Source organism: Mesorhizobium sp. M0028, assembly GCF_040323855.1.
Classification (GTDB): Bacteria; Pseudomonadota; Alphaproteobacteria; order Rhizobiales; family Rhizobiaceae; genus Mesorhizobium.
Genome location: NZ_JAMYVG010000023.1, coordinates 80262 through 98124 on the forward strand (window position 1 = coordinate 80262; position 17863 = coordinate 98124).

Annotated in this window: 21 protein-coding genes and 1 pseudogene; 15 read left to right on the forward strand and 7 right to left on the reverse strand. The window is 62.4% G+C overall.

All coding sequences use genetic code 11. The features are described 5' to 3' along the window. The first annotated feature begins 137 nt into the window (after positions 1 to 137). On the forward strand, positions 138 to 2183 hold the full coding sequence (locus tag NKJ93_RS28540; protein ID WP_352592497.1) for an ABC transporter ATP-binding protein/permease: 2046 nt from the start codon (positions 138 to 140) through the stop codon (positions 2181 to 2183). 41 nt (positions 2184 to 2224) lie between these two features. Here NKJ93_RS28540 and NKJ93_RS28545 read toward each other — a convergent pair whose 3' ends face one another. Continuing rightward, on the reverse strand, positions 2225 to 2476 hold the full coding sequence (locus NKJ93_RS28545; RefSeq protein WP_156948077.1) for a hypothetical protein: 252 nt from the start codon (positions 2474 to 2476) through the stop codon (positions 2225 to 2227). Here NKJ93_RS28545 and NKJ93_RS28550 point away from each other — a divergent pair. Further along, positions 2469 to 2942: a VOC family protein gene (locus NKJ93_RS28550; protein ID WP_352483215.1), complete on the forward strand. Its 474-nt coding sequence runs from the start codon at positions 2469 to 2471 to the stop codon at positions 2940 to 2942. The genes NKJ93_RS28545 and NKJ93_RS28550 overlap by 8 nt on opposite strands. A gap of 120 nt (positions 2943 to 3062) precedes the next feature. After that, entirely contained in the window at positions 3063 to 3839 is a 777-nt protein-coding gene (locus NKJ93_RS28555; RefSeq protein WP_023719131.1) for a class I SAM-dependent methyltransferase, read from the forward strand. A gap of 61 nt (positions 3840 to 3900) precedes the next feature. Here NKJ93_RS28555 and NKJ93_RS28560 read toward each other — a convergent pair whose 3' ends face one another. Then, on the reverse strand, positions 3901 to 4794 hold the full coding sequence (locus NKJ93_RS28560; protein WP_352592530.1) for a transcriptional regulator GcvA: 894 nt from the start codon (positions 4792 to 4794) through the stop codon (positions 3901 to 3903). A gap of 206 nt (positions 4795 to 5000) precedes the next feature. On the opposite strand from NKJ93_RS28560, the gene NKJ93_RS28565 reads away from it, so the two are divergent. From NKJ93_RS28565 to NKJ93_RS28590, 6 genes and pseudogenes are all read left to right on the forward strand, one after another. Beyond that, the gene (locus NKJ93_RS28565) at positions 5001 to 5186 is read left to right on the forward strand and encodes a DUF1127 domain-containing protein (protein ID WP_352592500.1); all 186 of its coding nucleotides are present in this window, start codon (positions 5001 to 5003) and stop codon (positions 5184 to 5186) included. Positions 5187 to 5258: 72 nt separating this feature from the next. Further along, positions 5259 to 5744 (forward strand): VOC family protein, encoded by a 486-nt coding sequence (locus NKJ93_RS28570; protein ID WP_352483124.1) that lies wholly within the window; start codon positions 5259 to 5261, stop codon positions 5742 to 5744. Between the two features lie 35 nt (positions 5745 to 5779). Continuing rightward, positions 5780 to 6508, forward strand: a complete 729-nt coding sequence (locus tag NKJ93_RS28575) for an SDR family oxidoreductase (protein ID WP_352592503.1) — start codon at positions 5780 to 5782, stop codon at positions 6506 to 6508. 237 nt (positions 6509 to 6745) lie between these two features. Beyond that, entirely contained in the window at positions 6746 to 7180 is a 435-nt protein-coding gene (locus NKJ93_RS28580) for an FKBP-type peptidyl-prolyl cis-trans isomerase (protein ID WP_023719136.1), read from the forward strand. A gap of 90 nt (positions 7181 to 7270) precedes the next feature. Beyond that, a pseudogene (locus NKJ93_RS28585) lies at positions 7271 to 7354 on the forward strand (helix-turn-helix domain-containing protein); the annotation flags it as partial. Positions 7355 to 7437: 83 nt separating this feature from the next. Then, positions 7438 to 8115 carry an HAD family acid phosphatase gene (locus NKJ93_RS28590; protein ID WP_352592506.1) on the forward strand — a complete coding sequence of 226 codons (678 nt, stop codon included), beginning with the start codon at positions 7438 to 7440 and terminating at the stop codon, positions 8113 to 8115. A 48-nt stretch (positions 8116 to 8163) separates the two neighbouring features. Here the strand turns inward: NKJ93_RS28590 and NKJ93_RS28595 are convergent, their stop codons facing one another. Beyond that, positions 8164 to 9144, reverse strand: coding sequence for a quinone oxidoreductase family protein (locus NKJ93_RS28595; protein WP_352494902.1), 981 nt, complete (start codon positions 9142 to 9144; stop codon positions 8164 to 8166). Between the two features lie 98 nt (positions 9145 to 9242). On the opposite strand from NKJ93_RS28595, the gene NKJ93_RS28600 reads away from it, so the two are divergent. Beyond that, on the forward strand, positions 9243 to 9635 hold the full coding sequence (locus NKJ93_RS28600; protein ID WP_352483120.1) for a winged helix-turn-helix transcriptional regulator: 393 nt from the start codon (positions 9243 to 9245) through the stop codon (positions 9633 to 9635). A gap of 75 nt (positions 9636 to 9710) precedes the next feature. On the opposite strand, the gene NKJ93_RS28605 is transcribed toward NKJ93_RS28600, so the two are convergent. Then, a complete protein-coding gene (locus NKJ93_RS28605; protein ID WP_352494901.1) occupies positions 9711 to 10316 on the reverse strand; it encodes an NADPH-dependent FMN reductase in 606 nt (201 codons plus the stop codon). A gap of 90 nt (positions 10317 to 10406) precedes the next feature. Between NKJ93_RS28605 and NKJ93_RS28610 the strand changes: the two genes are divergently transcribed. Next, positions 10407 to 10775 (forward strand): winged helix-turn-helix transcriptional regulator, encoded by a 369-nt coding sequence (locus NKJ93_RS28610; RefSeq protein ID WP_352494900.1) that lies wholly within the window; start codon positions 10407 to 10409, stop codon positions 10773 to 10775. A gap of 50 nt (positions 10776 to 10825) precedes the next feature. Here NKJ93_RS28610 and NKJ93_RS28615 read toward each other — a convergent pair whose 3' ends face one another. Both NKJ93_RS28615 and NKJ93_RS28620 read right to left on the reverse strand, forming a co-directional pair. After that, entirely contained in the window at positions 10826 to 11191 is a 366-nt protein-coding gene (locus NKJ93_RS28615) for a hypothetical protein (RefSeq protein ID WP_245278591.1), read from the reverse strand. 97 nt (positions 11192 to 11288) lie between these two features. After that, positions 11289 to 11684, reverse strand: coding sequence for an acyl-CoA thioesterase (locus NKJ93_RS28620; RefSeq protein ID WP_023678380.1), 396 nt, complete (start codon positions 11682 to 11684; stop codon positions 11289 to 11291). Between the two features lie 361 nt (positions 11685 to 12045). Here NKJ93_RS28620 and NKJ93_RS28625 point away from each other — a divergent pair, with 361 nt between their 5' ends. The 4 genes from NKJ93_RS28625 to NKJ93_RS28640 all read left to right on the forward strand — a co-directional run bounded on the left by NKJ93_RS28625 (position 12046) and on the right by NKJ93_RS28640 (position 16387). Further along, positions 12046 to 12474, forward strand: coding sequence for a YybH family protein (locus tag NKJ93_RS28625; RefSeq protein WP_352592509.1), 429 nt, complete (start codon positions 12046 to 12048; stop codon positions 12472 to 12474). 209 nt (positions 12475 to 12683) lie between these two features. Further along, positions 12684 to 13256 carry a GNAT family N-acetyltransferase gene (locus NKJ93_RS28630; RefSeq protein ID WP_352592512.1) on the forward strand — a complete coding sequence of 191 codons (573 nt, stop codon included), beginning with the start codon at positions 12684 to 12686 and terminating at the stop codon, positions 13254 to 13256. A 306-nt stretch (positions 13257 to 13562) separates the two neighbouring features. Next, on the forward strand, positions 13563 to 15179 hold the full coding sequence (locus tag NKJ93_RS28635; RefSeq protein WP_352592515.1) for a GMC family oxidoreductase: 1617 nt from the start codon (positions 13563 to 13565) through the stop codon (positions 15177 to 15179). Further along, positions 15176 to 16387 carry a mandelate racemase/muconate lactonizing enzyme family protein gene (locus tag NKJ93_RS28640; protein ID WP_352494896.1) on the forward strand — a complete coding sequence of 404 codons (1212 nt, stop codon included), beginning with the start codon at positions 15176 to 15178 and terminating at the stop codon, positions 16385 to 16387. The genes NKJ93_RS28635 and NKJ93_RS28640 overlap by 4 nt, the downstream gene beginning before the upstream one ends. 105 nt (positions 16388 to 16492) lie before the next feature. On the opposite strand, the gene NKJ93_RS28645 is transcribed toward NKJ93_RS28640, so the two are convergent. Then, positions 16493 to 17431 carry a diacylglycerol/lipid kinase family protein gene (locus NKJ93_RS28645; protein WP_352494895.1) on the reverse strand — a complete coding sequence of 313 codons (939 nt, stop codon included), beginning with the start codon at positions 17429 to 17431 and terminating at the stop codon, positions 16493 to 16495. Positions 17432 to 17863 lie beyond the last annotated feature (432 nt).

The following is a 17863-nucleotide window of genomic DNA, read 5'->3' on the forward strand; positions in this document are numbered from 1 at the left end:
CGCTTCGGGAAAAGCGATGTCAGGCCGACCTTGCAGCTAATTTAGCGCGGCGCTTCTCCAAGCCCAGGCGCTGTTGGCAGCTGACCATCTCGAGCGGACGCTATGAAACCTTCTGATTTTTAAGCCGTTATCGCCGGATGCCCGAGGCTAGATTCAAGCCGAAATCGGTTGACGCCGCCCAATTGCGCGATGCCGAGAAGTCGCGCCACGAGAAACAATCGACTGTCGAAGCCGCGTCCGAGGTCGTCGGCGAGGCCGCGCCGCCGCCGGATTTCATCGAACCCGATCCGGAGCTGACACCCGAAGAGGCCGAGCAGGCGCGCAAGAGGTACCTGCTGAAGCGTTTCTGGATCAGCGCGCGCGGTTACTGGGGCAGCATTGGCGATAGGCTCGCTTGGCCGTGCACGATCGGGCTGTTGGTCCTGATCGTCACCAATGTCGGCTTCCAGTATGGGATCAATGTCTGGAATCGCGCAATTTTCGACGCCATTGAGCAACGCGACGCCCATACCGTATATCGGCTGAGCGCCGTTTTCGTGCCGCTCGTGCTCGGAAGCACAAGCCTTGTGGTGGCACAAGTCTTCTTTCGTATGACGATACAGCGCCGCTGGCGCTCCTGGCTCACCACCGCAGTCATCGCGCGTTGGCTGGCAAGCGGCCGCTACTATCAGCTGAACCTCGTCGGCGGTGACCACAGCAATCCCGAAGCCCGCATCGCCGAGGATTTGCGGATTGCCACAGAATCGCCCGTCGATTTCATTGCCGGTGTCATCGTCGCATTTCTGTCGGCCTCGACCTTCATCGTGGTGCTGTGGACGATCGGCGGCGCCTTGACCCTGCCGATTGCAGGTTCGACCGTCACCATTCCCGGCTTCCTGGTCGTCACCGCGGTAATCTATGCCGCCATCACGTCCACCTCGATGGCGGTCATCGGCCGCCATTTCGTCCACCTCTCCGAGGAAAAAAACCAGGCGGAAGCTGAGTTCCGCTACACGCTGACGCGCGTGCGGGAAAACGGCGAGAGTATCGCATTGCTCGGCGGCGAGGAGGAGGAGCGCAGCGGCATGGACAAGACATTCGCCCATGTGCTCAGGCAGTGGGCGCTCCTTGCAGGCCAGCACATGCGCACAGCGCTGGTGTCGCAGGGGTCGAGCCTGTTTGCGCCGGTCGTGCCGGTTCTGCTTTGCGCTCCAAAGTTTCTCGAAGGCAGCATGACACTTGGACAGGTAATGCAGGCTGCCTCGGCCTTTGCCATCGTGCAGGGCGCGTTCGGATGGCTGGTCGACAACTACCCCCGTCTCGCTGATTGGAATGCCTGTGCACGGCGCATCGCCTCGCTGATGATGTCGCTCGACGGGCTTGAGCGGGCGGAACAGAGCAACACCCTTGGACGCATTAAGCGCGGCGAAACCGAAGGCGATGCGATGCTTGGGCTGAACAATCTCTCCGTGTCGCTCGACGACGGTACCGCCGTGGTCAAGGAAACCGAGGTCGTGATCAAACCAGCCGAGCGGGTGCTCGTTGCCGGCGAATCCGGCTCAGGCAAGAGCACGCTGGTGCGGGCCGTCGCAGGCCTGTGGCCGTGGGGTAGCGGCAGCGTCAACATCCACGCCGACAGACGGTTGTTCATGTTGCCGCAACGGCCTTACATCCCCACCGGGACGCTTCGCCGCGCAGTCGCCTATCCAGGCGCCGCCGACAACTGGACGCTGAAAAAGATCAAGGCGGCTCTCGACAAGGTGGGACTCGATTATCTCAACGCCAAGATCGAAGAGGACGCGCCATGGGACCAGACCTTGTCGGGTGGCGAAAAGCAGCGGCTCGCCTTCGCGCGTCTTCTGCTGCACAGCCCCGATATCATAGTGCTGGATGAAGCAACCTCAGCACTTGATGAGAAGAGCCAGGACAAGATGATGGAGATGATCATTCGCGAATTGCCGAAGGTCACCATCATCAGCGTAGCGCATCGCGCCGAGCTGGAAACCTTTCATAGCCGCAAGATCACGTTGGAGCGTCGCGAGGGCGGCGCAAAGCTTGTCAGCGATATCGATCTCGTCCCGCGCAAGGGCAGACGGAACTTGCTTGTGCGCCTCCTGAGGCACCGGGGCGCCCAACCGAAAGCCAGCACGCCCTTGAGCAAAGCGGCGCTGCCCCAAACAAAGCTGCCCCAGACAAAAAAGTGAAGGCCACCGGTCGGGACCCGGCGGACCGTCGCCCGTTCGAGTCACTGCCCACATCTGGTCTTAAAAGTGCCAGCCGTGATACCTTGATGCCGTGCAGGTGTTGCTGTCGGAACGTCAGATGGCACGAGCGCATTCCATTTTCGTAGTGCAACGCCGAGGCTGGCTGTGCAAAAGCCCGGATTGACTTCAAGGCCCGGGTTGATTTCAAAAGCCCAGGTTGTTTCCAAAAGCCCAGGTTGATCAAAAGCCCAGGTTGATTCAAAAGCAAAGGGACCAGCAATGACAATCGCCAAGAACACGATCTGCCTTTGGTATGACAAGGACGCCGAGGCTGCGGCCCGCTTCTATGCCGAGACTTTCCCCGACAGCTTGGTGAAATCCGTCCACCGCGCTCCCAGCGACTACCCGTCCGGCAAGGCGGGCGACGTGCTGACGGTCGAGTTCACGGTCGCCGGCATCCCCTGCCTCGGCCTCAATGGCGGTCCCGCGTTCAAACACAACGAAGCCTTCTCCTTCCAGATCGCCACCGACGATCAGCAGGAGACCGACCGCTACTGGAACGCCATCGTCGGCAATGGCGGCCAGGAAAGTGCCTGCGGTTGGTGCAAGGACAAATGGGGCATCTCCTGGCAAATCACGCCGCGCGTTCTGACCGAGGCGATGGCTGCCGGCGGCGACGAAGCAAAGCGCGCATTCGAGGCGATGATGGAGATGAAGAAAATCGACGTTGCCGCGATCGAGGCAGCGCGGCGCGGCTGATAGTGCTGGGGTGACCCGAAGCAGAAGTCGGTGCATCACCCGGCTGAGGAGATCATCGACAAGATCAGAGCGGAGCGGCTGGGAATGCCGCCGTGCCCATCATGTCCAGGCAGGCGTGCGATGGTGTTGAACTGCGCCGAGTTTTACGACGCCGAGCTGCGACGGCACAACGAGGTCTTCAGGGCTGCCGTCAAGGCGGGAACGCGTGATCGCGTGCTCGATATCGGATGCGGCTCGGGACAATCTTCTCGCGATGCTGCCCGCGTCGCGGTGGAAGGCAGCGTGCTCGGGGTGGACGTATCGGCCGAGATGCTCGAGTTCGCCCGGAGGCGTAGCGCGGACGAGGGATTGCGAAACGTCGCCTTCGAGCGCGGCAATGCGCAATTGCTGGCGTTTCCGCCTGCCGGCTTCGATCTGTGCATCAGTCGCTTTGGCGTGATGTTCTTTGCCGATCCGGCGGCGGCGTTCGCCAATATCGGCCGGGCGATGCGACCAGGGGCACGTCTTGTGTGGATGGTATGGCAGGGCCAGGACCGCAACGAGTGGGCGACTGCCATTCAGCGGGCGATTGCGCCGGGGACCGCCATATCGGCAGCCGCCGCCACCCCGTTTTCGCTCGGTGACCCCGTCATCACCGCGGAGGTCTTGCGTGCGTCCGGTTTTGTTTCGGTCGACTTTGCCGAAGTGCATGAACCGGTTTTCTATGGCCTGGACGTCGATGCGGCTTATGACGCTTTGCTTGGCCTGCAACTGGTGAAGGATCCGCTGGCTAGCGCGGATGTGGATGTCGCTGCGGCGCTGCGGCGGTTGCGCGAACTGCTCGACGCGCGCTTGACCGCGGACGGCGTGCTTTTCGACTCGCGTGCCTGGATCATCACCGCAGTTCGGGCGAGCTGATAGTAGCGGTTTTTCGGACATTGATCTGTAGGCGAACTGTCCCCTCGGCTCGGCCTTCCCGTCACCCCATTTGCGGCGTGACTTCTGAAAGCAGCCAATCCCGAAAAGCCCTGACTTTGCGCTGACGGATCGCCGCTGGCGGGTAGACGAGATAGAAGCTGGAGGGGGATTTCAGGGCGTGGCCGAAGGGCCGGACAAGTCGCCCGGCGGCAAGGTCGGCTGCAACGAGCATGGTCCGGCCCAGCACCACCCCTTCGCCTTGTGCTGCCGACTCCATCGCAAAGGTGGCAGAGTCGAAGGTAATCCCGCTCTGCGGGTCCACGCCGTCGACCCCGGCGCTTGCGAGCCAGGTCGCCCAGTCGATCGGAAAGCTGTCACGGATCAGCGTGTGATGTTTAAGATCCTGAGGAGTGCGGAGCGGATGTGCACCCTCAAGAAGCTTTGGGCTGCACACTGGAAACACCTCCTCGCCGGTCAAGAACTCTGACGTGAGCCCCGCATAATTTCCGCTGCCATAGCGGACCGCGACATCGATGCCGTCGCCGAGGAAGTTGGTCAGCTTCCCGCTCGTCGAAACCCGCACATCGATGTCGCCATGCGCACGGTGAAAGCGATAGAGGCGTGGCACCAGCCATCTCCCCGCGAAGCCATCGGAGGTACTGACGTTCAGTGTCGAGCTCGAATAGCGGGCCGTTGCTGCAGCGGTGGCGGCAGCCAACTGGTCGAGCACCTCGCGCACCGCCCGCGCATAGGGCTCGCCGACGGCGGTCAGGCTCACCGAACGCGTACCGCGCTCGAACAGCTGCACACCGAGCTGATCCTCAAGGTTCTTGATCGCCCGGCTGATGGCGCCGTGGGTGACATGAAGTTCCTCTGCCGCCTTGGAGAAACTCAACAGGCGCGCCGCCGCCTCGAAGCTCGGCAAGGTGGTGAGGGGAGGCAGTTTCCGGGGCATGATCGATACCTGCATGTGTGAGCGATGCTCACACATTGTCGCCGATAAGTCGTTTGTCGTCCAGACCGGAAGACGGCATGTTTGCTCACGTAATCAGCCATCCACCGCCGCTGCAAAAGGCAAGTCTGATGTGACTGATACTCTCGCTGACGAAAGTCGCGGGGCAACTACCAACACCAAAACTGCCGCAACCCTGGGAGAGCACCATGAGCGCCAAACGAGTTGAACCCATCGTCGACGTCCTGACCGGCATGGCCGGCCGCATCCTCGCCTCGAGCAGCCGGCGCCGGACCGAGCGGCTGATTGCACGCTTCTCGACCCGCCGGCTCGAAGACCTCGGGTTGGCCCGCGACTGGGACGGCTCGATCTATCGGCAGTCGGACCGCCGCTAGCCTGAACGAAAGTAACGGCGGACAGGTTCTTCGCGAAAGATCGCTGTCGCAAGGAATTAACGGAGAACGGACATGGCCACCATCCATCCATTCCTCTGGTTCAACACCGACGCCAAGGAGGCCCGCGATTTCTATCTCTCGGTCTTCAAGAACGGCAAAGTGCTCGAGACGATCGAATACACCGACTGGGTGTCCGGAACCAACAAGACGGTCCCGCATGCCACCTTCGATTTCGAACTCGAGGGACTGCACCTTACAGCGCTCAACGCCGGGCCGCAGCCGCCCTTTAACGAGCGGCTCTCGCTCTACATCGAGACCAAGGACCAGGCCGAGACCGACTACTACTATGAGGCGCTCACCGCCGGCGGCGGCAGGGAACAACCCTGCGGCTGGCTCACTGACAAGTTCGGCGTCTATTGGCAGGTCATCCCGGAAATCCTGCCGCGGCTCAGTGCCGATCCGGATCGCGAAAAGGCCAACCGCGTCCGGCAGGCGATGTATGGGATGCGCAAGATCATCATCGCCGACCTCGAAGCCGCCTACGCCGGCAAGGCTTGACCCTCACCTACATCGCAAACGAATGGAGACCTCCCGTGACATCGCTCGTGGACAGGAAAGTCATCGTCGTCGGAGGCAGCTCCGGCATTGGTCTTGGCGTCGCGGAAGCTGCGCTCAACAGCGGAGCGACGGTCGTGATCGTCAGCCGGTCGCAAGAGAAACTGCAGGCGGCCGAACGGACGCTCAATGCGGGTAATCGCGTGACAAGTTTGGTCGCCGACATGACCGACGAAGCAGACGTCGCTCGCCTGTTCGAAGAGGCCGGTCATTTCGATCACCTCGTATCGACCGCCGGAACACTGCCGCCCGGCGATCCCATCGGCGGTACCGACATGGAGGCGGTGCGGCGCTTCGTCGACAACAAGCTGATTGGCGCCGTCATGCTCGCCAAGCACGCTGTGCGCACCCTGAGGGCCGGCGGCTCCATGACCTTCACGTCGGGTATCAACAAGGACAAGCCGCCGGTGCCGGGAGGTGCAGTCGTCTCCGCGATTGCCGGCTCATTCAGCTACTTCGCCCGCGCCCTGGCGCTCGAACTGGCCCCGACGCGCGTCAATGTCGTGTCTCCCGGATGGGTCGACACACCGATGTGGGACATTGTTGGAGAAGCCAAATCCGGATTCTTTGCCGATATGGCTGCCCGGTTGCCATCGAGAAAAATTCCGACCGCTGCGGACGTCGCCGCCGCCTATGTCTACCTCATGGAAAGCGAGTTCACGACCGGCGAGACAATCCGCATCGATGGCGGCCATAACCTGATCTAGCCGCCATTTGCACGCCGCCTGAATGGGTTGAGGCGGCATGACCGCCAGTCCGGCGCACTCCTGCCGGAGGCGGCGAGCGCCGGCGGCGTCATACCGACGTAGCTCAATCGGGGTTTACATCGGCAGCCAGGCACCTAGTTTTAACGTCTCGCGCCGTGCACTTGAGTGCGTGGATGATCGAGGACGGGACCGTGAGCTCTGGCCGGCCCCTCAAAACCTTCCAAAAGGATGACTACCATGACACAGGCCAAGAATGGCGACACCGTGCGCATCAATTACAATGGCCGCCTCGCAGACGGCACCCAATTCGATTCTTCCGGCAACGAACCGCTGCAATTCACGCTGGGTGAAGGACAGGTGATTCCCGGTCTTGAAACCCATGTCGAGGGCATGGAGGTGGGCGCGAAAAGCACCGTGACTGTTCCCGCCGAGGCCGCCTATGGCCCCCACCGCCCCGAAGCGGTCATGACCGTTGACCGCGCCCGCGTACCAGACAACATCAACGTCGATATCGGCACTCGATTGCAGGTCAGAACCCCAGAAGGGCGCCCGATGCCGGTAACAGTCGTCGGCGTGGACGACGCCAGCGTCAAGCTCGACGGCAATCATCCGTTGGCCGGGCGGGATCTGGTGTTCGACGTTGAACTGGTCGAGATCGTTCAGGCGGCGTAGGGCACGGTCAAGGCCGTGTTGGCTATGACCTGGGGTGACGCACTTGCGCCGGAGATTTCGGCGGTGCGTCACCTGTCGGAGGAAAAGACCGCGAGCAGCGCGGCGTTCGCGGTCGGTTACGAAAGCGTGTCACAATTCACCCGGGAGCACGGTCGTCTGTTCGGTCTCGCTTGACAGCGGACTTCTCGTGACCGCAAAGTCTCGTGATGCGGGCGATTGGTTGGAATAGAATTGCGCGTGTCGGGGCAATCGTGCTGATGATCGGCACAAATGTTCCTGTGCCGGCACGTTCCGATTCGCTCCTTCTCACAAGCCCGTCCCAGCCAGCCAATGTCGGCGATGCGATGCTGGCGGCTGCCAATTATCATGATTCCGGCGACTATGATCGCGACCTTGCCGCAGTGGCGAAGCAGGCCGGCGACTGGGTCGTCAAGCGCGCGACGGAGGTGCCTCGCCCCGCACTGGTGCTCGACATCGACGAGACGGCTTTGGCCAACTGGGAAGTGATCACACGTGACAATTTCGGCCGCCCGATCAGCGGCGCCTGCGATATCGCAATCGACGGTCCCTGTGGCTGGGCCGCCTGGGACCAGCTTGCGAAGGATCCGGCCATTGACCCGGTGCTGGAGGTCTTCCGGCAGGCGCGAACGGCGAAAGTCGCGGTGTTCTTCATCACCGGACGTCCGGAGGACCAGCGTCAGGCAACCGAACAGAACCTGCAGTCGGCGGGCTATGCCGGCTATGAGCACCTTTACATGGTCCAGCCTGGAGCCAAATATGGTTCCGCCGCAGATTTCAAGGCACTCATAAGAGCCGAAATCGAAAAGGCCGGCTACACGATAATTGCCAATGTCGGCGACCAGCCATCCGACTTGTTCGGGGGGCATGCCGAGAAGCTGTTCCTGTTGCCAAATCCGTTCTATCGGGTTCGCTGACGGCCGGAACGGCACAAGCCCGGATCCCCGGCTCCTTGCCGAGCACTACTAGGGTATCAAGACGACCTTGCCGGTCGCGCCGCGCTCCTCCAGCAGGCGATGCGCCTGACTGGCCTGGTCGAGCGGGAAGCGACCGCCGTTGGTCACTTTAAGCTCACCACTTGCCGCCAGATTGAAGAGCCCCGACAGGTCGTCACGGAGCACGTCTGGAGACAGCAGCGGCAGCAGTGCAAAACCCCTCAGCGACTGGTTGCGGCCGATCATCGCCTCCATCTCCGGGGCGCCGAGCGCGTATCTGCCAAGTGCGGCAAACGCCAGCTCTCCGCGAGGTGCCAGAGCCTCCAGCGCAACCGCCGTCAGCGGGCCGCCGACAATGTCGTAGACGATGTCGACGCCGGCGCCGCCTGTCGCTACCCGGATGCGCTCTGGCCAGTCCGTTTTGCTGTAGTCGACGGCAACGTCGGCCCCCAGCGACAAAGCAAGATCGAGCTTGGCCTTGCTGCCGGCAGCCGCGATGACATTGCTCGCCCCTGCCCGCTTCGCAAGCTGGACAAGCAACGAACCGACGCCGCCCGCGGCAGCGGCGACCAGCACCGATTTGCCGGCCGGCGGGCTTTGCCGCGACAGATGCAACGCCGTCAGTCCTTGCACCATCAATGCCGTCGAGGCTTCGAACGAGAGCGCATCCGGCAAGGGCACGGCCAGGCTTGCGTCAATCGTCACATAATCGGCATAGCCGCCTAACGGGCGGCTCGAGGCGAACAACGGCGCGGCGACGCGCGTGCCGAGCAAGGAAGCATCCACCCCATGCCCGAGCGCCTCCACGATCCCGGCGGCCTCGACGCCAAGGATCATCGGCAGTTGCGGCGTCACCGCGTAGCGATCTGCGCGCATCAGCACTTCGAAGAAATTCACCCCGGCCGCACGAACGCGGACCAGGACCTCGCCGGCTTGCGGCTCGGGCTTCGGCACCTCAACCATTTCGAGAACGTCAGGGTCGCCGAAACGGTTCAGTTGAATGGCTCTCATCACACGCACCGATCGTTATTGGCATCGGCCGCTGTTTGCCACTATCTGCCTGGCTTCGACCACACACCGATTTGTCCGCCGCTGACCGGGAGGTGACCATGGCCAAGCTGATCAAGAGACTGCCGATGCTGCCGGCCGAGCGCGCGCTGAAAGTGATTTCGGGCCGCTGGAAGGCGATCATCCTCTACCATCTCTTCGACGGGCCGCGGCGGCTGTCGGCGCTGCAAGGATTGATGCCCAATATCACGCAGAAAGTGCTGATCCAGCAGCTTCGCGACATGGAAGAGCACGGCCTCGTTCGCCGCGAGATCTTTGCCGAGATCCCCTCGCGCGTGGAATATTCGGCGACGCGGCTCGGCCTCAGCCTCGAGCCCATCCTGCTGGCACTTTGCCAGTGGGGTCAGCACCACGCCGACGAGTTGAATGAGATGGACCGCCTTGCCGATTGCATCATCAGGCCAAGGCAAGCGCAGGACGCGCATGCCGTCTGAAAAAAACGGGCGGCGCATGCGCCGCCCTGAATCCTTGGGAGAATTAATCCTTGGGAGGATTGTTCGAACCTGCGCTCAGGCCGCCTTGACTTCCTCGGCGACGGCATCGGCCTGACGCGCCGTCTTCAGTACCCTGGCCCACCATGCAATGTCGTTGACGAGCGCGGTTGCCGCCTGGTTGAGGTGCTCGAATTCATCGAGCTTCTTCTCACCTTGCTTGACCGCAAGGAACTCGGCCCAGGCGATGTGGACGGCGGACTTCACCGGCGCCATCTGCAACTCGATCGCATGCAGCCTCAGCTGCTCGACCGCACGCGCGCCACCAACGCTGCCATAGCCGACGAAGCCGGCCGCCTTCTTGTTCCACTCGTTGGCGGCGTAGTCGATGGCGTTCTTCAGCACGGCCGTCGGGCCATGATTGTATTCGGCGGCGGTGAAGATGAAGCCGTCGAATCCGGCGACCTTCTTTTGCCAGCGCTGCGCCACTTCGTTCTGCGACGGCGCCCAGGCGGAGGATGCGACCTCATCGAAGAACGGCAGCGGGAAATCGCGCAGGTCGACGACTTCGACATCGATGTCGGCATGCGACCTGGCGATCTTGGCAATCCATTGGGCCGGGACGTCGGCAAAGCGCGCGGCGCGGGTCGAACCAATGACGATGGCGATTTTGGGTTTTGACATAGAGGGGCTCTCCTTACAGGAATACTGGTATCGTTTAGATACCTGCGCTATATGAGTAACTGGCCATTCAATGTGCAAGGAGGCACTTTTTTGTTACCAAGGCACCCGCACCGCACCGAGGACTGCCGCGCCATCTCGGAAATCCTGCAGCGCGTCGGCGACAAATGGACCGTGCTCGTCGTCGGCAAGCTCGGCGACGGGCCGCTGCGTTTCAACGAGCTGCGCAGCGCGGTCGGCGGCATTTCACAGAAGATGCTGACCACCACTTTGCGCGGGCTCGAGCGCGACGGCTTCGTCACGCGCACCGTGTTCCCGACCATCCCGCCGCGGGTCGACTACGAATTGACCGACCTTGGCTACGAGCTTCTGGTGCCGGTCGGTGCACTCGGCGAATGGGCGCGCAAGAACACCGAGCGTGTCAAGGTCGCGCGCGAAAAATTCGACGCCATGCACAGCTGAGCCCTTGCGCTGCAAGGGTTTGAACCTGACGGGGATCCTCCGGATGAGCCCTACTGCTGTAATTGCATCTTGCTCTTCGGCAGCTTCTCGATCCGGTTCCATTTCGGGTTGGGACTGACCACCTTGCCGCCAATCGTGCAGGTCGTGGTCGTCTCCTTCCGGCAATTGCTCACCGTCGTACCGCTGGTGTCGCATTTCGTCGCCGAGCAGATCTCGCACTTGGCCGCCTGCCCGTTGATGGTGCGGTTTTCCGACGTGCAGGTGGCGCCTGGATCGCCTTTTTTGACCTCGGCAAAAGCGCTTGCGGACGACAGGCAGAGCAAGGCTGCAAACGCACCGGCCAGGGCAGCGTTCAGCATGTGTTGACGCATTGTCTTTCCTCCCAAGATCCCGTCGCTCGCGCTGCAGGCGCGCATGCGGGAACCCGTTGGTCAAAGACCACGCCGCATCGCTGCCCGCATCCCCCGCGCGGGAGAGACGGCTGTTTAAATCCATCTTCTGGAATCAGGCCGGTCAGCCTTCCGCGGGAACCGCCTTCGGCTTGCCTTCGCCGTCCAGCGCCACCATGACGAAGTCGGCATGGGTGACCTTCTCCATCAGGTCGGAGAGATAGCGCTGCGCCCAGGCCTCGACCTTGAGCGTCATCGAGGTGCGGCCGACGCGTTCGACATGCGTGTAGATGCACAGCGTGTCGCCAATCTTCATCGGCTTGGCGAAGGACATTTCCTTCACCGCCGCCGTCACCACGCGGCCCTTGGCGCGCTCGGCGGCGCGGATGCCGCAGGCGAGATCCATCTGCGCCATCACCCAGCCGCCAAAAATATCGCCCGCCGCATTGGCGTCGGAAGGCATGGCCAGCGTCCGCAGAGTCAAATCGCCGATCGGCCGCCCGTCCGCGTAATGCACCATGCGGGAAATCCTTCGAGATCGATTGTCCCATCCCGTATCGGGGTGGCGACGATGCGTCAACGCACCGTCGGGAATGTCGCAGTTTGAAAATTCGGCTACGAGCTCAATGAGCCGTTGGGCGTACGTTGCCGTCGACCGCTCAGCGGGTGAAGCCGACCGCGGGAGGTGTCGGCGCTTTGTGGCGTCACCATGCATGGTCCCGCCGGATTCTCGCGACGCCGTACGCCAGGATGACTTTCGTTATCGTTTGAAAGGGTGAACGCTGGTTGTCGGGGAGCACCATCGGTGGTTACCCTGATGACGACGCGGGAGGACAGCTCACGCCCGGCAAGCGGGCGAAATGATGAGATTGGAGGAGACGATGCCAGGTGATGAAACCGCGATTAGGGAATTGCTGGACAGTCGATCGGCTGCCATGGGCGCCAAAGACATCGAGTGGCTTATGTCCCTTTACTCCGATGACATAGTCTATTTCGACCTCGTACCGCCGCTTCGGTATGTGGGATCGAACGCCCTTCGCGAGCGGTTCTTGGATTGGTTTCCTCGCTGGTCTGGTCCGATTGGCCAGCAGCTTGGCCAACTGGATGTCGCAGCCGGCGACGCGGTTGCCGCCGCATGGATGCTCATCCGAGCGCACGGCACCATGAAAACAGGCGCGAATGTCGACTACTGGGTGCGCGTGAGCAATGCGTTTCGTCGATCTGGAAACAGATGGACGATCACGCACGAGCACGTTTCCCTCCCCGTCAACATGCGGAGCAGGACAGCAGTCCTGGATTTAACCCCATAGGGTCGCAGGGACAACGTTGGACAAGGGATTTGATATCGTTTCTACACGCCTACGGAAAGCGACAGACTTGAGGGCCAGTCGCCTCTTTCAGAAGGGAAGCCAGAAGCCTCAGTGACGCCAGAGGCGCGCGCTGTCTGGGATAGAGCTTAATTTCCAAAGCCGCCCGCGTCCATCATGCGGACCTGTGATTTCATCGTGAAGAACATGACATGAAGCTCACCTTTCGCCCACTGACGCCCGATCTGTGGCCGGCGCTCGAGGACCTGTTCGGCGACAGCGCCGTCTGCAGTCGTTGTTGGTGTATGTACGGGCGGATCGGTCGTTCTTATCGAAAGCGGCCCGGCGAGGAAAACAAGGCAGCGTTCCGGCAAGCCGTACAGCATGGTCCGCCTCCGGGTTTGCTTGCTTTCGACCGCGATGTGGCTGTCGGCTGGTGCCAGGTGACGCCGCGAGATGCCCTGCCCTGGCTCGATCGGCTATGGCAGCTCAAGCGCGTGGATGACAGGCCGGTCTGGTCCCTGTCCTGCCTCTACGTGCGAAAACAATACCGCCGGCGGGGCGTAACATCCCAGCTGATTGCACAGGCCCTGGAAGTCGCAAGGCGCGCAAACGCTCCTGCCCTCGAAGCCTATCCTTTCGACGCCGACGTATCGCCGAGCGCTTCCGGCAGCGGATATGCCTCCACCTTCGCGCGCGCCGGGTTCAGGGTCGTCGCCCGCAGGACGCCGGCCCGCCCGATCATGCGCTATGATTTCAGGCAGATTGCCGATCATCGCCTGTGATGCTCGGACAGGCTTGCCGACAAAGCACAGGCGAAGGCGTGACCAACGTCCTGAGCTCAGATGGCGGGGCTTGAATTCGAATTACGAATTACGGTGACAGTGCACTAATTGATCGCAACCCGTTGCGCAGAGTTCGCGCTCCAATTAGTGGCACTGTCACTGTAACGCACTGTAATGCTTAGGGCAGGACACTGAATGCAAACGAAGTGCCGGTCGCTTTTTTCACAGGCGATGCCGGAAGCTCCGTGATCGCGGCGGTCCGCGGCGTCTAGGCTGAGCGAAAATTCGGAGCCAGCCGCAGCCACCATGCAGACCTATGACTTCATCATCGTCGGTTCCGGTTCGGCCGGCTCGGTCCTGGCCGAAAGGTTGTCGGCTTCCGGCCGCTTCTCGGTGCTGGTGCTTGAGGCCGGCGGCAGCGACCTCCGCTTCTACGTCCAGATGCCGCTCGGCTATGGCAAGACCTTCTTCGACCCGGCGGTCAACTGGAACTACAAGGCCGAGCCTGACCCCGGCCTCGCCGGCAATGTCGACCACTGGCCGCGCGGCAAGCTGCTCGGCGGCTCGAGCTCAATCAACGCCATGGTCTGGATCAGGGGCGCGCGCGAGGATTTCGACGCCTGGCGGGATGCCGGCAACCCCGGCTGGGGCTTCGACGACCTGCTGCCCGCTTTCAAGGCGCTGGAGGACAACCAGGCCGGCGCCGACCAATGGCGCGGCGTCGGCGGGCCGCTACATGTCACCGACTGCTCGACCTCCGTCCATCCGCTCACCAAGCGCTATCTCGCCGCCGCCAGCCAGGCCGGCCTGCCGCTCAACCCGGATTTCAACGGCGCCACGCAGGAAGGCGTCGGCGTCTATCAGATCACCACCAGGAACGGCCGCCGCATGTCGGCGGCGCGCGCCATCCTGCGCCCGGCGATGAAGCGCAAAAATGTCCGCGTCGAGATCAATGCGCTGGCGACAAAAATCCTGTTCGAAGGCAAGCGCGCCGTCGGTGTCGAGTATCTCCAAAATGGAGAGACGAAAACCGCCCGCTCCGGCCGCGAGATCATCCTGTCGGGCGGTTCGGTCAATTCGCCCCAATTGCTGCAGCTTTCAGGCATCGGCCCATCGGCGTTGCTTGGTGCGCTCGGCATTCCCGTCATTTGCGCCAACGAGAATGTCGGAGCAAACCTGCAGGACCATGTCGGCATCAACTACACCTTCAAGGGCAGGCTGCCGACGCTCAACCAGATCCTGCGCCCGTGGTGGGGCAAGCTGCTGGTCGGCATGCAATATATCCTGCTGCGCTCGGGCCCGTTGTCGCTGTCGATGAACAATGCCGGCGGCTTCTTCCGCACAGATCCGGCCGCGGCACGGCCCAACATGCAGCTCTATTTCCAGGCCTTCTCGACCGTCATTCCGAAGAGCGGCGAGCGACCGATCCTGACGCCAGATCCGTGGCCGGGTTTTTCCATCGGCCTGTCCAACTGCCGGCCGTCGAGCCGCGGCGAAATCATGATCCGCTCCGCCAATCCGCGCGATTACCCGAAGATCGTCGCCAACGCGTTTTCGACCGATGCGGACGTCGCCGAAATGCTGGCGGCGGTGAAATTCGTCAGGAAGATCGCCTCGATGCCGGCGATGGCCGAGATCATCGAGGAGGAGGTTTTGCCGGGTCCGTCGATCGCCTCCGATGCAGATCTCATTCAGGATTTCAGGGAGCGCTCGGGCACCGTCTATCACCCGGTCTCGACCTGCCGCATGGGGCCGGACCCGGCGCGCGCCGTCGTCGATCCGCGCCTGAAGGTGCATGGCCTGGAAGCCCTGCGCGTCATCGATGCCTCGATCTTTCCAGACAACATCACCGGCAACACCAACGCTGCCGCGATCATGACCGGATGGAAGGGCGCCGAACTGGTTCTGGAGGATCAAAAATGAAGATCACCGACGTCAAGACCTGGGTTGTCGGCAATCCGCCGCCCGGCATCGGCGGCAAGTATTTCATCTTCGTCAAGCTCACCACCGATGGCGGCGTCGTCGGCTATGGCGAGGCTTACAACGCCACCTTCTCGGCCCATGTCACCGCAAAAATGGTCGAGGATATGGCACAGCGCTATCTCGTCGGCCGCGATCCGCACGACGTCGAGACCTTCTTCCGCCGCGCCTATTCGTCCGGCTTCACCCAGCGCCCCGACGTGTCGGGCATGGGCTGTTTCTCGGCGCTCGAAATCGCCTGCTGGGACATTATCGGCAAGGAGGCCGGCAAGCCGGTCTACAAGCTGCTTGGCGGCCAGGTGCACGAAACGCTGCGTTCCTATACCTACCTTTATCCGCACAGCGGCAGCGTCCACTCCGAGGATGCGCGCGGCAAGAACGTCTACAACGATCCTGATCTGGCCGCCGCCTGCGCGCTCGAATATGTCGAGCAGGGTTTCAATGCGGTCAAGCTCGATCCGGCCGGCCCCTACACCGCCTTCGATGGGCACCAGCCGCGCCTCGTCGACATCGACCTCTCCGCCCGCATGGTCAAGGCGATCCGCGAGGCAGTCGGCACCAGAGCCGACATCCTGTTCGGCACGCACGGCCAGTTCACCGCTTCGGGTGCATTGCGCCTCGCCCGCGCCATCGAGCCCTATGATCCGCTGTGGTTCGAGGAGCCGGTGCCGCCCGACATGCCCGAGGTCATGGCTCAAGTGGCGCGCGGCACTTCGATCCCGATCGCGACAGGGGAAAGACTGACGACCAAGTTCGAATTTGCCCGGGTCATCGAGAACCGTGCCGCGACCATTCTTCAACCCGACCTTGGCCGCTCCGGCGGCATTCTCGAAACCAAGAAGATCGCCGCCATGGCCGAGGCCTATCACATCCAGGTCGCGCCGCATTGCTATTGCGGGCCGATCGTCGGCGCCGCCAACATCCAGCTTGCGGTGACGCTGCCCAACTTCCTCATTCTGGAATCACTGAAGCAGTGGGACGGTTTTCACGAGAAGCTGCTCAAGAAGAAGATCGAATGGCAGGACGGCAACGTCATCCCGTCTAAGGAGCCGGGCCTCGGCGTCGAGCTCGATGAGGCCGTCTGCGAGGCGCATCCCTGGACCGGCAAGGACCTGCATTTGCAGATGATGCAGACACCGTTGATGCCGTGAGTTGTCAAGCGAGACCGACCAACAATGTCACGCGATTTCAACGTGTTGAACCTAGGATCGGAATCACCGCCGAAACAACTTGAATCAATCCCTCAACGGCTTGATTCAATATCTCAGCGTCAATGCGCCGGGCAGGATCTCGAAGGTCGCCGGTATGCGACCCGGCGATTCGCCGTCTATGTCGATCAGCGCGGCGTTCTTTTGCACATCGCCGAGCGGCTCGACAACCACCTTCTTGCCGCGCAGGATGGTGATCGCCGGATGGTTGCGGTGCCGCCCGCCATAGAGCAGGCGGATGTCCCAGATCAGCTTCAGCTTGCCGGCGGCGCGCAGGATGACGATGTCGAACTCGCCGTCGCTAAGCTCGGCGTCGGGCGCGATCATCATGCCGCCGCCGAAGAATTTCCCGTTGGCCACCGCCACCAGCGCCATGCGCGCCTCGACCGGGGCACCGTCATCGACGGTGATCGCAACGTCCTGGAACCGGTAGCGAAGGAATTCCCAGACCGTGCGCCAGTAGAACAGCGCCTTGGCCGAAACCTTGCCCTTGCGCTTGTCGGCGTTGACGGCACGGTCGGTGGCGCCGGAAAGCCCGAGGCTGGCGATGTTGATGAAATGGCGGCTGGCCAGCGCGCCGTGGTCGTCGACATAGCTGATGCACCCGGCATCGACCTTGCGCCCCTTGGCCTCGGCAATCCGCTTCAGTGTCAGATCGACATTATTCGATAGGCCGAGCCCGCGGGCGAAGTCGATGCCGGTGCCGCACGGCAGCAGCCCAAGTTCGGCCGTCCGGCCGCTTTCCCGGAAAGCCTTCAGCAGCCCGTCGGCGACTTCGCTGGCGGTGCCGTCGCCGCCGGCCGCAATCACCAGCTCGAAGCCGATGGCGGCAAGGTCGAGCGCCAGCCGTTCGGCATCGCCCTCGGCCTGCGTTTCACGCAGCTCGAAATCGCCGAAATGTCTTTTCAGCGAAGCCGCAACCTCTGGCCAATGCCGCTTGAGCCTGCCGCCGCCGGCGATCGGATTGAGAACCACCGCGACCTTCAAGCCTGCCTCCCCAAGGCCATCGAACACGCCTTCCAATCATTTGCCGCCATTGAAGCCCGCGCCGGCCCGCGGGGCAAGATCGAATGTCCGACAATGCGGCCTCCGCATCGAGGCGGCAAATCCCGGCCGGCGTCGGCAGAGATCGGAAAGTCGCTATTTTGGCAGGGTCAGTCCCCGATAATCCCGCTATTCACAGGCTTGCGGCAGTTTCGCCAAACGCTTATCCGGCGTACATTAAACCCATCTCAGGCGGCTACCGATCGCCACGCCGAAAGGCAAAGCGGAACGGCGGATTTCCTGAGGCCCGTACGGCCCTGAACGAGAACAGGCTTGCTTGTTGGAGGGATGGAAGCCGAGACCTACGGGGCCGCGGAAAGCGTGCGAACGCCAACGGCGGACCGATGCTGCCATGAAGGACGGCAAAAACCTTCG